The organism is Streptomyces sp. YGL11-2 (genome assembly GCF_050054615.1).
GTDB lineage: Bacteria > Actinomycetota > Actinomycetes > Streptomycetales > Streptomycetaceae > Streptomyces.
Map to the genome: position 1 here is coordinate 28,037 of NZ_JBNHIN010000060.1, position 13,256 is coordinate 41,292.

Here is a 13,256-nt window from a genome sequence, read left to right on the forward strand (position 1 = left end):
GGCGTCGCCCAGGAGGGCGAGCAGGAGCGAGGAGGCGCTCACCGGGTGCCTCAGAACATCAGGTAACGCTGGGCGAGCGGCAGGCTCTTCGGCGGATGCGGCTGGTCGAGATACCAGAAGCCGGCACGGCTCCTGTGCTTGGTGAGGCTGTGATTCTGCGTCGTGGCGAGACCCGGGATCTCCACCGCGATCTTGAATGTGCTTGGGTCGATGTCGATGCCGAATTGCCCGCCGTTGAAGACCATGTCCGCCTTCTTGACGTCCTTGACGGGCTTGGCGCCCTTCAGTTCACGCCGCAGACCAAGGGTGGCCTTCAATGAGTCCTTGAACGCGCCCTGGCCCCTCACCGTGGCGTACGGGTCGGTGCCGGAGGGTGGGTTGAGAACCTTGTCCGAGACGAACGAGTAGGACAGCTGGGAGGCGAGCGCGTCGGCCATCGCCGGGCGCAGGAACGTCGGTTGCGGCGTCGACACCGAACCGTTGGGGTCGCCCAGGTTGCCGAGCACCATGGCGCCGCCCTTAATCACCATTTCGGGCCGTACGGCGAAGAACCGCGGGTCCCACAGCACCAGGTCGGCCAGCTTGCCCACCTTCACCGAACCGACGTACTCGTCGATGCCGTGGGCGATGGCGGGGTTGATCGTGTACTTGGCCACGTAGCGCAGTGCTCGGGCGTTGTCGCCGGCTCCCCGCTCGGTCCGGTAGAAGAAGTTCGCGTCCTTGAAGGTCTTGTGGCTCCACTCCTTCATGACGTGGGCGACCTGCCAGGTGCGGGTCACGACCTCACCGATGCGGCCCATGGCCTGGGCGTCGGAGGAGGTGATGGACATCGCGCCCATGTCGTGCAACACGTCCTCGGCGAACATGGTCGTGGAGCGGATGCGGGAGTCGGCGAACGCCTGGTCGTTCTTGTTGCTGAGGTCGAGGTGGTGGGCGGAGGCCAGCATGTCGATGTGCTCGGCCACGGTGTTCCTGGTGTACGGCAGCGTCGGGTTCGTCGAGGCGGGCAGAACGTTCTCCTCGGCGGCCACCTTCAGGATGTCGGGGGCGTGCCCGCCACCGGCGCCCTCGGCGTGGAAGACGTGAACGCCGCGCCCGCCGATGGCATCGAGGGTGGTCTCGACGAAGCCGGCCTCATTGAGGGAGTCGGCATGCAGGGTGACCTGCAGGCCCCACTCCTCTCCGGCCTTCAGTGCGGCGTCCAGAGCCGCCGGAGTGGCTCCCCAGTCCTCGTGGATCTTGTAACCGCCGGCGCCCGCCAGCGCCTGCTCGTCCAGGCCGTCCTTGCTGACAGTGTTGCCCTTGCCCAGCAGCATCACGTTGACCGGCAGGTCGTCGAAGCTGCGGTGCAGGTTCACCAGGTGCTGCGAGCCGGGGGTCACGGTGGTCGCCTTGGACCCCTCGGAGGGGCCAACACCGCCGCCGATCAGCGTGGTGGTCCCGGTGGCCACGGCCTCCATGACGGCCGAGGGGGAGATGTAGTGCACATGAGTGTCGACGGCGCCGGCAGTGAGAATCTTGCCCTCGCCGGAGATCACGTCCGTGGAAGGACCGATCTCCAGCCCGGGCGTGACCCCGTCCATGACATCGCTGTTGCCGGCCTTGCCGATCGCGACGACCCTGCCGCCCTTGATTCCGACGTCGGCACGCACGACGGCGTTGCTGTTTCCCCGCTCCTGGGCGGGAGCGACATCCAGGATGATCACGTTGGTGATCACGGTGTCGGGGGCGCCCTGCGCACTGGTGGTGGTGCCCTGCAGCATCGACTCGCGGATGGTCTTGCCGCCGCCGAAGATCGCCTCGTCACCACCGAAGGTCAGGTCTTCGGTGATTTCGATCCAGAGGTTGGTGTCGCCCAGACGGACCTGGTCGCCCACGGTCGGGCCATAGGACTTCGCGTACTGCTCGCGAGTGATGTTCGCCATTGCTTCCTCCAGCTGGGTTTACGAGGGCCCTGTCAGTCGAGATCGGCGTCGCCGGCCTGCTTGTCCTTGCGCAGGCCCGGAACATGTCGCCTCCCGCCGATCGGAACGACCTCGATCGCGTCGCTGGGCGCGTTCTCGGGGCTGAACCGCATGGAGTCCCCCGGAGCGATATCGAGGCGGTAGCCCCAGGGGGCCACCCCCGGTGTCTTCGACCGGTTGTGCGCCAACTCGCGGGCGTCGGCGATCTGTTCAGACCGCACGCGCTCAGGGTCGGTCAGGGCGGCCTCGGCAGCGGTGGCGGCGTCCAGGTCGGTGAAGAACAGCAGGTCCTCGTTGACGTCGGCCAGGTGGATGTGCGAGCCGATCTGGATGTCTCGGTCACCGACGTTGACCACGTAGACAGTGGCCTTGCCCTCTTCGGAGTTGAGGACATGCGCCGCGGTCGGGTCCTTGACCCACACTCCGCCCACCTTGTATCGGGAGAAGCCGTGGACCTGGCCCGGATCCAGATCGGAGGGCGGCAGGAGCTCGGGAGGAACAGCGCAGTCAGGCCGCGCGTCCGGACACACGATCGGCGTGGGCTTCGCTGCCAGCGGCTGGAAGTAGGGCATGGGTTCGTCCTCAGCGGATCGGGGCGGCCGTCGGGGTGATCTTCGGGGCACGGATCGGGTCGTAGAGGGTGACGAGCTTGCGGCCGTCGGGGAAGGTCGCCTCGATCTGGAGGATGTCGAGCATCTCGGCGACGCCCTCCATGACGTCGACTGTCGTGAGGACGCTCTCGCCCTCGCCCCGGGTGTCGCCCTTCCGCTGCTCCAGGGGAACGCTGGCGTCGCTCATCATCTGGTCGACGGTGTAGTTTCCCGCCCGGGCCTCCTCAATGACCCAACAGCTGATGTAGGCCACGGCCTCGGGGTAGTTCAGCTTGATGCCGCGCTCTTTGCGGTAGCTGGCGAGCATCCCCGCCACGCTCAACAGCAGCTTTTCCTGCTCTGACGGAATCAGGTGCATCGGTGCTCCTCGGTAGTGGTGATGGTGTCTCTGGCCCCTGGTGACCCCGGCTCAAGGAAGGCAGCCAGGACACCTCCGGGCCGACGCCCGTTAGGCGAGCAGGCACACGTGTACTCGGGGAGTGAAATGCCTACGGCCTTTCCCGGATCCAGCGATGAATGTGAGTCCGCAGCGAGAGGCGGGACCACCGGGTCCACCAGCTGAGCCACGCTGCGCCGTAGGTGATCATCCTGCGGCTGGCCGGGATACTGCCGCACAATCGCCCCGGACCCCTCGAACGGGTGCCGCCGCGAGCGTTTGAACGAAGCCGGCAACCACGAGAAGGGGTACTGGTTCGATGACCTTGCACTCGACGGTGCCGCCGCTGACCAGGCTGGAGCAGGGCATCTCGGCGCCGACCGGCGCAAGCCTGAACGCGAGGGGCGTGCCGAGTTGGTGATCGCTCCGGTGATGGAGAAGCGCCTGGACGCGCTGCCGGCCTGCGCGAGGTTCCTGCGTCGCCTGGATATCGCGGGGATCGTGGACGGGCTGTGCCCGGTCCGCGAGATCGCGCACCTCACCCATGGCCAGGTGATCGAGACGCTGATCGCCAACCGGCTGTCCTCGCCGGCTCAGCTGTTCAAGGTCGGCGAGTGGGCCAGGACGTGGGCGGTGGAGGAAGCGTTCGGGATCGACCCGCACCTGCTCAACGACGACCGGCTCGCCCGCGCTCTCGACGCGATCGCCCCGCACCTGGACCAGGTGACCGGTTCGGTGGGCGCGAAGGCGATCACCGAGTTCGGTATCGACGCGACCCGCTGTCACTGCAACATGACCAGCGTGTCCCTGCACGGCGCCTTCGAGCACCCCGAGGACGGCTTCCCGCAGGTCAAGTACGGCCATCCCAAGGACCGCCGCCCGGACCTGAAGCAGACTCAGGCCGGGCTGGCGGTCACCGCCGACGGCGCCATCCCTGTGCTGAACCGCGCCTTCAGCGGCGGCGCCAGCGAGGTCGCCCAGGTCGTGGAAACCCTCTGACCGCAGTTTCATGATCCCCAGGTCAGGGGCGATACGTGAGCCGGACGGACTTCACCGACGACACCGATCTGCGCAACGATAACGACCGTGACGCCGCATAGGGCCAGGACGACGACCACGACCGGGAGCGGTAGACCGTGCTCGATCGCGGTGCCCGACGGAAGCCGTCACACTCCCCACCGGGCTCCGGAAGCGTACGGAGCCCGGCTCCCGGCGTCCAGGACTGCGCTGACAGCCGGTAACCGGCTGGGCGGTTAGGCCCTGGCGGCGCAAGTGCAGCGCGTCAGCGGCCGACGATCCGGCAGGGCACGATCAGATCTTCGGTCAGGTGGTAAGCGGCGCAGACCCGGTGATAGCCGTCGGCGATGACCAGCGGGATGCCTCGGACGAGGAGTACCGGGGAGAGCTTCTTGCCCAACTTGACCTTCTGGATGTTGTGCTTGACGTGGACGTTGTCGGCGGGGAGCAGCGGCAGAGCGGAGGCTCGCATGATGTCCTTGGCTTTCTTCGCCTGCGTCGGTGCCTCACGCAGAGCATCGACGATGCGCATCACCTCGCCCTCATCGCGCAGCAGGCCGAGATAGTCGGCCGCCGCCGGGAAGTCATGGTCCTCAGGCTCCTGCAGCCACAGCTTCGTCCATTCCACGGCGTGCTCCCCTCCCGTGTCGGGCACAACAGCCAAGGACGTCATCTTACGGCCGGAACCGATGCCGGATCGATCGCGGCGCTCCCAACCGCCGGCCCCCGCGCACGGTGGGGTGGTGTTCATCGGATCACGACAGTCACCGTGGCGGATTCCGGACCGGGCTGGGGCCGCTGCCGCAGGTTGTCCCTGACGAACAGCACCGCGCGGAACTGCATCGTGCCGCGGTGCGCGGCGCGTAGTCGCAGGCTGAGACTCCCTCCGTCCCAGTAACGCTCGTGTGTGCACGTGATCTCGTGCCACACGCCATGCCGGCCCACCCGGTCCTGGATACACAAGCGCTGGTAGACCGGGTCGTCGCTCCCTCCGTTGCCGGTCACTCGCAAGACAGCGCCGACGTGTGCGCGGTGCGGGCTGACCGCGATGTCCGTGGCGGACTTCGCGGACGCCGAACCGACGGCCAGGGCCAGCGTGCTCACGCCGACCGCTGCGACGACAGCAAAGCGCAGCGGCCCGCGACTGTGGTGCGCGAGGTTGTGGAATGTCATCTCTCCCCCAACTGGGCAGAATCTCCACCCGTGTTGACGAAGTAGACGGTCCGACCGCGCAGACGGTTGCCCGGCCCGGTGCAAGCCATTCACCCACGTCCATGCATCACGGCCCGGGGCGCGCCGCCGCTGCCCCGCTGACGGAAGCACCGCGCGTGTCCGGGGCGAACAACCGATACGCGGCCGTCCCCAAGCCGCCAGTGGCCCGCCGGGGCTGCGGCCGGTAATGATGCTGGAGCCGGAAGGCCACCTGTTCAGGATCGAGTTGAGCGAAGAGGAGTTCCTCGACAAAGAGGTCGCTCCCATGCGGTAACGACAGCGGCGGCTGCGCGCTGTGCTGTCTCTGGCGGGGTTGAGCTGCGGCTCCCGTTCCGCCTGACCACGGCACATGCCGCTGCGCGAGCTGGGCATCCGCACCTTCGCCGATTCGCCCCGCCCGCGCGAACCCGTCATTGTCACCCACGCGCCGCACCACATCGTCGACGCGCCCGGTCGACACCGCGGCCGCGACCCGGTCCAGCGTCGCGCGAGCCCGGGCTGGCTTTATCGAGCAGTAGTGGTTCTGGCTCGCTTTCCGTGGAGGGCTGACTGACCGTAATGTCAGTGGCTCACGATGTTGGCCGGTATGACCAGCAGGAAGAGGCCGCGTTGAGCCAGTACTTCGACATGGGCGACCAGACCCTGTGGAACCCGTCCAACGGGGCTTCCCGGCTGTTCATAGGCCAGGTAAACGTGTACGAAGCCGAAGTTGGTCTGCCGTCCGGCATCGGCCCCATGAAGGCTGACGAGTGCCAGATCGACCCCACCACGTTCACAGCGTTCGTCGATGCCCTGCTCGCGTGGCACCGGAGAACGAGCCACGTCGTCATGACGGCCCTGTCCGAGGGGTTCATCGCCACGGTGCTGGTCTTGGCGGAGAGGGCGGGCATCGAGGTGAACTGGCAGTCAGTCGACTTTGCCGAGGGCGGCGCGCTCAAGGATGTTCAGGTCCCAACGGTCCCGGATTCCGCTGAGGGGGCGTGGGCTGCCGCCCTTCAGCAGAAGTCACGCGAGCTGGGCCGATTCATGGTGACCTGAGCTGGGTCTGCCAACATCTGCGCAGGACTCGCAAGCCATCAGAAACGATGTCCTATGAGTAGAGCAGGACACGCTTGCTGAGGAGGTCGAAGCCAGCACGGCCAAACATCTGCCGTTTGAGCATCTTGATGCGGTTGACGTGCCCTTCGACGACGCCGGAGTTCCAGGGCAGGGTGAGGCCGGCGATGACGGCGTCACGGTCGCGGTCGATACCGGCAGCAAGGGGGTGGAGACTGGGCAGGTCGTCCTGGCGGACGGCGTCGAGCCACTCGGGGAGCAGTTCGCCCTGGCGCTCGGCAAGCATGTGGGCGAACGTTCGGACGTGGCCGGTGAGCGCGTCAAGCTCGGGGCAGTTGGCCAGGACGGCTTTGAGCCGGAGGTGTTCGATCTCGGTGAGCGATTCCGGGCGACTGAGAATCCATCGGGTCACCACGCGGGGTGCCGGGGGTTGTGCGGTGATCGGCCCTGGTGACGTGCGCTTCTTCCGGATGTAGGCGCTGACAATGCCGAAGCTGCCCTTGTAGCCGAGCGGGATGATCTCTTCCCAGAGCTTCCAGGCGTTGGTGCAGCCCTCGTCCAACGTTCGTCCAGGTAGGGCTTGTACTCGTCCAAGGCGGAGGTCCGGTTGTGCTGCCACTGCCCGCGAAAGAGGTCTTCCGGCTTGGTCGCGTCAGCGAGGCTTTTGACGGTGCGGTGGGTCATGTGGAGTTGACGGCCGATAGGGTTCTGGCTCAGTTTGTGTGGGGGCGCGACAGAGAGTCATGAGCGGATGAGAGTGTCCCCAGCCCTGCAGGGACACCAGGGCACTCGCGCAGGCGCCACCGAGCCACCCCGTCGCCAGCCGCACAGGCAGACAGGGCTGGTACCGCATCGGTACCAGCCCTTGCGTCATGATCGTGGTGGACTTGTCTAGGTCTGCCCTACCGTCTGGGCACTCGATAGGTGTATGTCGTCGTGGCCCGACGCTGATTTGTGATCGTCAGCGGGACGATGTACCCCGGGTGCTCGGCGGGGTGCCGGGCCCGGGAAAGGGCGGACGCATGACCAGGGGCGAGTGCTGCCAGCACTGCGCGCGCTACGGCCTGGACCCGGGAGCCCCGGCCCGGCTGTACATCCTCTCGCACGCCGCGTACGGCGCGGTGAAGATCGGGATCACCGGCCAGCACACCCGCGAGGACCGGGTCGCCCGGTTCCAAGGCCGCGGCTGGGCGCCGTTAGCCCAGCTCCAGTTCGCCACGGGCGCAGACGCCTACCGCGTCGAGCAGAGGGTGATCCGCCTGCTCAGGGCCGAGGGGCACGGCGTGTTCCTCACCGACGCGCAGATGCCGATCGGTGGCCACAAGGAGACGTTCGACGCGACGCGCGTCGCTGCCGAACGGCTGCTCACGCTCGCGGAAGCCGAGCGGTAACGGCGTCAGGCCGCCGTCCGCGGGGCCCCGGACTGCGCGAGCCAACCCAGAGCCGCCGCAATGTGCTCCGGCAGCAGTCCGACGCGCGGGTTCGGCCGGATCAGCTGCGTCGGAGCGACGCGGGCCGAACACTCTACGGCCCACTGGTGGTCGAGGCTGGTGAAGTCGTCATCCACCCCCACGGCCGGAGCGTCCCCGAGCCACCTGTCGACGGTGTCGCGCTTCCAGAGGTACCCGTGGGGGTGGCTGGTGGTGATCGACAGCCGGGGCAGGTCAGTGTGCTCGAATGCCAGCAGGCCAAGGAGCGGGGTGATGACGCGGGCGGCGACCACGCGCCAGCTGGTGCACCACATCGGCCGCAGGAGCCCGGTGTGCCCAGCAGGTCGTTGAGGAGTGGGCCGTGGGCGGGGTTGGGCCAGATCTCGACGGATTCGGGCTGGCCGATAGCCTCGACGGGTTGTGGAGGTGAGTGACAGGGGTGCGGGTCGGGGTCCGACGCGGACTGTGATGCGGGCGCGAGGAGCGGTCACACATCCCCGCCTCGCCGCACTGGCGATAGCGGTCCGCCCACCGCTTCGCGGTCGTCGGAGAGACCTGGAAGCGTTCGGCGCCAGCCGTCCTCGACCACGCAGCGGGCCAGACGCAGACGGCCGGTCTTGGTCAAGGGTGCATTACGGTGGGACACGAGGGCCTTCTGATCGTTCGTGTGTAGACGTCGCAATCCACACCGAACCCGGAAGGCCCTCACTCGTTCAAGATCACCCCACCGTGGAATCCGTCACCAACCTCCGTGGGCAGAACACCAGGTGCCTTTGAGTGCTCGGGGCCTCCCCCGGTCACTTCCAGTCGAACCGGTACGCCCGGTAGGTGTTCACCCCCGTGGGGAACTGAGCGTTGAAGAGCAGCTTGCCGGATCGGCTGAACTCGGAGACGTAGGGCAGCGATCCCCATCCGACGAGAAGGTCGCCGTTGCGCACCGTCTGCGCGTTCCCCTGGGACGAGGCACTGAGCTTCATCGCCTGATCGACGGAACGCACCAGCGTGGCCTCGTGGTTCTTGGTGTTCAGGCGCACCGTCACCGTGCGGCTGTACGGCAGCTCCCGGACGGTCCCGGAGCCCGTGTTTGCCGTACCTGCGGCCTCGTTGTCGAAGAGCGTGTACAGGCCGTTCCCGAGCGGTTCCGGGTCATGCTGCCAGGCGAAGATCTTCCCGGCCTTGTTCAGCACCTGGCCGGGTGCGGCCTTGAGCTTGAACGAGCTCGCCTTGCCGCCGAGCTGCCAGAGGATCTTGCCGGTGTGCCGCGACACCTGGTATGTGGTCCACGTGTTGCGTGCGTCGATGAGCAGCTTCCCCTTGCCGTCCAGCTTGACGGCGTTGATGTGGAACCAGTCCCACGGCGTGTTCTCCGAGGACGGCAGCGGCTGCTCGCTCTGCGCGTACGGCACGTGGTCGGTGCTGTTCCACTGGAACAGCACCTTGCCGGTGCGGATGTCGACCTCCTGCGCGACCCCGTTGATCACCTTCTGGTGAGCGGAGCCGCCGATGGACGTGAGGTCGGCGGTGGCATCCTTGTAGGCCAGGATCAGCGCGGTGTTGCGCCGCGTGATCAGGAACTCGTGACCGTCGGCGGTGTAGCCGTTCCCGGCCCGGACTTCGGCGATCTTCTGGTATTGGTCGTTGTAGACGTAGTCGACGCCGCTGGCGAGCCCACCGAGGTTGGTGCCCTGCCACCAGGTCAGCACCGGCTTGCCGTGGTAGGTCTGCTTGCGGAAGTCGGCGGCCTCCTGTCCGTACGGCACCGCGTGCGACCAGACGACCTTCTTGCCGTCATGACTGAGGATCTCCACGCCACTCGCGTACTTGCTTGTGGCCGAGTTCGGCGAGACGAAGATGTCCCCGCCGCCGATCCCCGCCTCGTCGGCCAGGACGTGCACCGGCGGCAGTGGGCGGCTGCCCGACTCCGACGCCCAGGCTCCGGTCGCGGGCACCGCGCCCGCGAGTGCCGCGGTCACCGCCGCAGCGAGCGTCATCGGTACGGCCCAGGTCCTCTTTCGCATGATGCTCCTTTTTTGAAGCCCGAAGCTGAGTAGGGGGTTTCGGGACTGTTCGTTGACAGCGACTAGCCATGTCCCCGTGCGCCGTGCGCCGGGGGGCGAGAACCGTCGCCGGCTCAGGGATTGTGATGCAGGAAGCCGCTACCCCTCGGGGGGAGTACACGGCGGCACGTGTCAACTGTGCGCGGCCAACGAGACGTTGAGATCATGCACGACGGCCGTCAGCGGCACTTGGATAGATCGAGTCGTGGAGGGCGGCTGCCACCGGGTGAGGACACACAGGCGGGCCATACCAGTCCGCTAGGGCGCGTAGGCCCGCAAGGCGGAAGAGACTCCGGAGGAGGGGTCGAAGCCCTCAGCAGGAGCGACAGGCAGCCGAACAGACTCGCTTGAGGTCGACGTGACCGCGAGTTGTCAGGGCCATGGAATACTTCCGCATGCCGCGAAGTTAGCGGGGCTCCCACCCGCCGTCAACATCAGTCCGCATCATGAACCCGGCCGCCCACCAACAGTGTTCGCACCTCGACCTGATCGCACAGGACGGTCGGCGCCGACTGCGACGCTGCACCTGGCGGCAGGGCAGCAAAGGCACGATGACCAGCCAATTCATGGTGATGGAGGTACGCCCGGCCGGCGTCGCGGCGAAGAAGGCCGCGCTGGACAAAGCAGGCGGACGCGCCAGTTGGGATGGCGCCCTACCGGTCGAGACCCTGATTGCCGAATGGCCACCCCACCACGACGAACCCACCGACTACTGGTTGACCAGCCTGCCCGCCGACACTGCGCTGCGGCACCTGGTGCGGATGCCGAAGATCCGCTGGCGCATCGAGCACGACTACCGCGAGATGAAGCACGGGCTGGCCTGGACCATTTCGAAGGCCGTACCTGGCGCGGCTGGCACCATCACGTCACCCTCGTCACCGCCGCCCACGCCTTCCTAACCCTCCGCAGACTCGACCCAAAAGCCCCAGCGCCGGTCTGACCCTCTACCAAGTCCTTCGAACCTTGCGGGAACTGCTGCTGTGCTGCACCGGCACCTGCCCCACCTGCCCCACCGCGACCTACCGCCGTCGGCCCAAGTCGCCCCTGGCCGCCGTGTCGGGCCGCCGGACCGTGAACCTCCGGCCGCTGCCACGGCTCGCTACCGAGGGAGGTCCTCAGTGCTTCTTGGACAGCTTGCTGAGGAGGCCGACCGCGAGTGGGGCGAGGACTACCAGGGCGTTGGACAACCGTTTCGCAAGTCCGACGTTCAGGCCGAGAAGGGCCATCATCCGCGCTCGTCCCTGCGTCCAGGTCTCACTCGGCCTCCCCGTCAACGGAGTGGTGTACACAATGTTCACCAGTTCGTACGCCCGCCTGCGCCAGGACAGGAGCGTGGGTACGTAGACCGCCGCAAACACGCCGGTGAAGAACGTGCCGATCAACACCACGAACCGTTCCTTGACGACGATGAAATCCCCAGGAGGAATGTGCCACCCCCGGCTGCTGTAGATCGGTGTCCAGAACGTGTGCGCGAGGCCGTTGAGCAGCAATTGCACCGCGATGATCACGAGGGTCGCCGCGGACAGCGCGATGCCGATCGCGACGAGCGAGGCCACCAGGCAGTCTTGGAGCGTGCGAAGTTCATCCACGGTCCGGCCCGGCAGAGTCACGTTGCAGGGCTCTTCTTCGAACAGGGCGCGCAGCTGGCGAAGTCGCTCGGCAACAAGCCAGATGACCACGACGGCCGGCCCGGCAGACCACAGTCCCAGGAGGACGACCGTCGTGATCCGCCACCTGAAGCCCGGTTCGAGCACACACGGCCACCCGGGCCCCGTGAGACACGCCGGCGGACCGTCCTGCCAGTGGAGCAAGGCACCGATCGCGGCAGAGCCCAGCAGCCAGATGGCGAGCAAGAGGCGGTGCGGGATTGCCGGGGCCCGCCCAGCCATGCGAAACAGCCCCAGCACGTCGCCGACCCGGCCGGACACCCAGACCCCGAGGCCGAACCACAGCGCGAAGACGGAACCGATGCCAATGCTGAACGCGGCGAGGTCGTCGTTGTTCATGAATTCGCCCGGGCTCAGCCAGAAGAGCAGGAACCCGGCCGTCGCCGGGAACAGGAACAGGACCGAGAGGAAGGCGGGTGACGTCGCCCACGGCGGATACTTCCGCGCCGATTGGGGGCCACTCTCCATACGCCACCACCTCGAAGGACAACACCGCTGGACGGCTCGCCCGCCCACATTTGCACAGCTCCGTGTCCAGGCAGTGCAGGCATCCGGATGTGTCGGGCCTCGCGGTCAGGCAGCTCAGCGCGGAGGCCGAGACAGGGAGTCCGGTGTGTCGCGGGCCAGGGTGCGTGGGTCTGCTGGGAGACGACGTGACATCACTGGACCTCAGGCAAGTTCCTCGCTGAGGGCGTCGGCGGTGTGGCCGTACGCGTGCGCTGCTATCACCGTGATCGAGTCCAAGCCAGCCTGCGCGACGAAACCGAACGGGACGCGGTTGGCCAGCAGGATTCCAGACAGCACCAGCAGGCGCGTCCGCCAGCAGGGACGAGCGGGATCAACTCGTGTGTATGCAGCGCGCCGTGTGAGTCGTCATAGCCACTCGCCGATGGCCGCTACGAGGACAGTCGCTTCGTAGCGGACCGCGAGCTTGTCATACCTCATGGCCACAGCACGGTGCCTTTTGAGGCGGCTGATGCCGCACTCGACCGCGTGCCGAGCCTTGTAGTCCTCCAAGTCGAACGTCGGTGGACGGCCGCCTCTCGGGCCGAGCTTCTTGCGGTTGCGGACCTGGTCGGCCTTATCCGGGATGGTGCAGCGGATTCCGCGTTGCCGCAGGTAGGCTCGATTCTTTCGGGAGGCGTACGCCTTGTCGGCGCGCACACGATTGGGCCGGGTGCGCGGGCGGCCCGGCCCGAGGCGGGGCACGCGGACCTTCTCCAGGACGGGCTCGAACTGCGGGGAGTCCCCGCGCTGCCCGGCCGTGACCACGATCGCCATCGGTTTTTGGCCCTGCTCAGCGGCCAGGTGCAGCTTGGTGGTCAGGCCGCCGCGCGAGCGCCCCAGGCCGTGATCGTCCGGCTCGGTGGCGATGCCGCCCGGTGGTTCCTTCTGTAGGTCCCCCTTTTCCGCGCGCCGGCGGCGCGCTGGTGAGCCCGGCAGACGGTGGAGTCGACGTTGAGGTCCCAGGTGATCAGGCCCTCGGCATCGGCCCGGGCCTGCAACTCGGTGAAGATCCGCTGCCATGTGCCGTCCCGCTGCCATCGCCGGAACAGGTCGTACACCCTGCCCCAGGGCCCGTAGCGCTCCGGAACATCCCGCCACGGCGTCCCTGCCCGGGTCTGCCACCGTATGCCGTCGATCAGCTGCCGCCTGGTCCATTTTGGCGGCCGGCCCGGCTTCCTTCCCTTGGGCAACAGCAGCTCCAGCACGGCCCACTGCGCATCCGTCAGATCTTCACGCGCCACAAACCGAGATCATGCCGCACCCGAGATCCACTTCCGATACACGCCCTAGTACTGCAACGGTCTTTGGTGTGACGGTTGGACAGGTTGGTCGTTGGTGTGGTTGTGGGTGGGGATCTTG

The 13,256-nt window shown here is 67.2% G+C and carries 14 protein-coding genes and 2 pseudogenes; 4 read left to right on the forward strand and 12 right to left on the reverse strand.

The window, feature by feature from the left end; all coding sequences use genetic code 11:
* Positions 1-50: 50 nt before the first annotated feature.
* From ureC to ureA, 3 genes are read right to left on the reverse strand one after another with little or no spacing between them, the layout of a single operon-like run.
* Positions 51-1,925 (reverse strand): urease subunit alpha, encoded by a 1,875-nt coding sequence (gene ureC / locus ACO1BR_RS37790; RefSeq protein ID WP_426799641.1) that lies wholly within the window; start codon positions 1,923-1,925, stop codon positions 51-53.
* Between the two features lie 32 nt (positions 1,926-1,957).
* Entirely contained in the window at positions 1,958-2,536 is a 579-nt protein-coding gene (locus ACO1BR_RS37795) for an urease subunit beta (protein ID WP_426799642.1), read from the reverse strand.
* A gap of 10 nt (positions 2,537-2,546) precedes the next feature.
* Complete coding sequence (ureA, locus tag ACO1BR_RS37800) at positions 2,547-2,933, reverse strand: urease subunit gamma (protein WP_426799643.1); 387 nt, start codon at positions 2,931-2,933, stop codon at positions 2,547-2,549.
* Between the two features lie 297 nt (positions 2,934-3,230).
* On the opposite strand from ureA, the gene ACO1BR_RS37805 reads away from it, so the two are divergent.
* The gene (locus tag ACO1BR_RS37805; protein ID WP_426799644.1) at positions 3,231-3,950 is read left to right on the forward strand and encodes a DUF4277 domain-containing protein; all 720 of its coding nucleotides are present in this window, start codon (positions 3,231-3,233) and stop codon (positions 3,948-3,950) included.
* Between the two features lie 283 nt (positions 3,951-4,233).
* Here ACO1BR_RS37805 and ACO1BR_RS37810 read toward each other — a convergent pair whose 3' ends face one another.
* Both ACO1BR_RS37810 and ACO1BR_RS37815 read right to left on the reverse strand, forming a co-directional pair.
* Positions 4,234-4,632: a hypothetical protein gene (locus tag ACO1BR_RS37810; RefSeq protein WP_426799645.1), complete on the reverse strand. Its 399-nt coding sequence runs from the start codon at positions 4,630-4,632 to the stop codon at positions 4,234-4,236.
* 83 nt (positions 4,633-4,715) lie between these two features.
* Positions 4,716-5,141, reverse strand: coding sequence for a hypothetical protein (locus ACO1BR_RS37815; protein WP_426799646.1), 426 nt, complete (start codon positions 5,139-5,141; stop codon positions 4,716-4,718).
* 597 nt (positions 5,142-5,738) lie between these two features.
* Between ACO1BR_RS37815 and ACO1BR_RS37820 the strand changes: the two genes are divergently transcribed.
* Positions 5,739-6,218, forward strand: a complete 480-nt coding sequence (locus tag ACO1BR_RS37820) for a DUF6086 family protein (protein WP_426799647.1) — start codon at positions 5,739-5,741, stop codon at positions 6,216-6,218.
* Between the two features lie 52 nt (positions 6,219-6,270).
* On the opposite strand, the gene ACO1BR_RS37825 is transcribed toward ACO1BR_RS37820, so the two are convergent.
* Positions 6,271-6,855, reverse strand: coding sequence for an ISL3 family transposase (locus tag ACO1BR_RS37825; RefSeq protein WP_426799648.1), 585 nt, complete (start codon positions 6,853-6,855; stop codon positions 6,271-6,273).
* Between the two features lie 403 nt (positions 6,856-7,258).
* Between ACO1BR_RS37825 and ACO1BR_RS37830 the strand changes: the two genes are divergently transcribed.
* Positions 7,259-7,627: a hypothetical protein gene (locus ACO1BR_RS37830; RefSeq protein ID WP_426799649.1), complete on the forward strand. Its 369-nt coding sequence runs from the start codon at positions 7,259-7,261 to the stop codon at positions 7,625-7,627.
* A gap of 5 nt (positions 7,628-7,632) precedes the next feature.
* Here ACO1BR_RS37830 and ACO1BR_RS37835 read toward each other — a convergent pair whose 3' ends face one another.
* From ACO1BR_RS37835 to ACO1BR_RS37845, 3 genes and pseudogenes are all read right to left on the reverse strand, one after another.
* Positions 7,633-7,980 (reverse strand): hypothetical protein, encoded by a 348-nt coding sequence (locus ACO1BR_RS37835; protein ID WP_426799655.1) that lies wholly within the window; start codon positions 7,978-7,980, stop codon positions 7,633-7,635.
* A gap of 124 nt (positions 7,981-8,104) precedes the next feature.
* Positions 8,105-8,312 (reverse strand): annotated as a pseudogene (locus ACO1BR_RS37840) (leucine zipper domain-containing protein); the annotation flags it as partial.
* Positions 8,313-8,463: 151 nt separating this feature from the next.
* Positions 8,464-9,684 carry an arylsulfotransferase family protein gene (locus ACO1BR_RS37845; protein WP_426799650.1) on the reverse strand — a complete coding sequence of 407 codons (1,221 nt, stop codon included), beginning with the start codon at positions 9,682-9,684 and terminating at the stop codon, positions 8,464-8,466.
* A 539-nt stretch (positions 9,685-10,223) separates the two neighbouring features.
* Here ACO1BR_RS37845 and ACO1BR_RS37850 point away from each other — a divergent pair.
* Positions 10,224-10,663: pseudogene (locus ACO1BR_RS37850) on the forward strand (IS701 family transposase); the annotation flags it as partial.
* 175 nt (positions 10,664-10,838) lie between these two features.
* Here the strand turns inward: ACO1BR_RS37850 and ACO1BR_RS37855 are convergent.
* The 3 genes from ACO1BR_RS37855 to ACO1BR_RS37865 form a co-directional block, all read right to left on the reverse strand.
* The gene (locus ACO1BR_RS37855; RefSeq protein ID WP_426799651.1) at positions 10,839-11,858 is read right to left on the reverse strand and encodes a hypothetical protein; all 1,020 of its coding nucleotides are present in this window, start codon (positions 11,856-11,858) and stop codon (positions 10,839-10,841) included.
* Between the two features lie 201 nt (positions 11,859-12,059).
* Entirely contained in the window at positions 12,060-12,194 is a 135-nt protein-coding gene (locus tag ACO1BR_RS37860; protein WP_426799652.1) for a hypothetical protein, read from the reverse strand.
* Between the two features lie 69 nt (positions 12,195-12,263).
* Positions 12,264-13,138 (reverse strand): IS5 family transposase gene (locus tag ACO1BR_RS37865; RefSeq protein WP_426799653.1). Its coding sequence is split into 2 segments (ribosomal slippage): positions 12,264-12,763 and positions 12,763-13,138, totalling 876 coding nucleotides; the frame shifts between segments, so codons are not numbered across the junction.
* Positions 13,139-13,256: the final 118 nt, after the last annotated feature.

What these genes read in the sequence shown, in the direction of transcription:
- ureC (WP_426799641.1), bottom strand. Translation starts at nt 1,925, where the DNA reads ATGGCGAACATCACTCGCGAGCAGTACGCGAAGTCCTATGGCCCGACC.
- ACO1BR_RS37795 (WP_426799642.1), bottom strand. Translation starts at nt 2,536, where the DNA reads ATGCCCTACTTCCAGCCGCTGGCAGCGAAGCCCACGCCGATCGTGTGT.
- ureA (WP_426799643.1), bottom strand. Translation starts at nt 2,933, where the DNA reads ATGCACCTGATTCCGTCAGAGCAGGAAAAGCTGCTGTTGAGCGTGGCG.
- ACO1BR_RS37815 (WP_426799646.1), bottom strand. Translation starts at nt 5,141, where the DNA reads ATGACATTCCACAACCTCGCGCACCACAGTCGCGGGCCGCTGCGCTTT.
- ACO1BR_RS37820 (WP_426799647.1), top strand. Translation starts at nt 5,739, where the DNA reads ATGTCAGTGGCTCACGATGTTGGCCGGTATGACCAGCAGGAAGAGGCC.
- ACO1BR_RS37830 (WP_426799649.1), top strand. Translation starts at nt 7,259, where the DNA reads ATGACCAGGGGCGAGTGCTGCCAGCACTGCGCGCGCTACGGCCTGGAC.
- ACO1BR_RS37835 (WP_426799655.1), bottom strand. Translation starts at nt 7,980, where the DNA reads ATGTGGTGCACCAGCTGGCGCGTGGTCGCCGCCCGCGTCATCACCCCG.
- ACO1BR_RS37845 (WP_426799650.1), bottom strand. Translation starts at nt 9,684, where the DNA reads ATGCGAAAGAGGACCTGGGCCGTACCGATGACGCTCGCTGCGGCGGTG.
- ACO1BR_RS37855 (WP_426799651.1), bottom strand. Translation starts at nt 11,858, where the DNA reads ATGGAGAGTGGCCCCCAATCGGCGCGGAAGTATCCGCCGTGGGCGACG.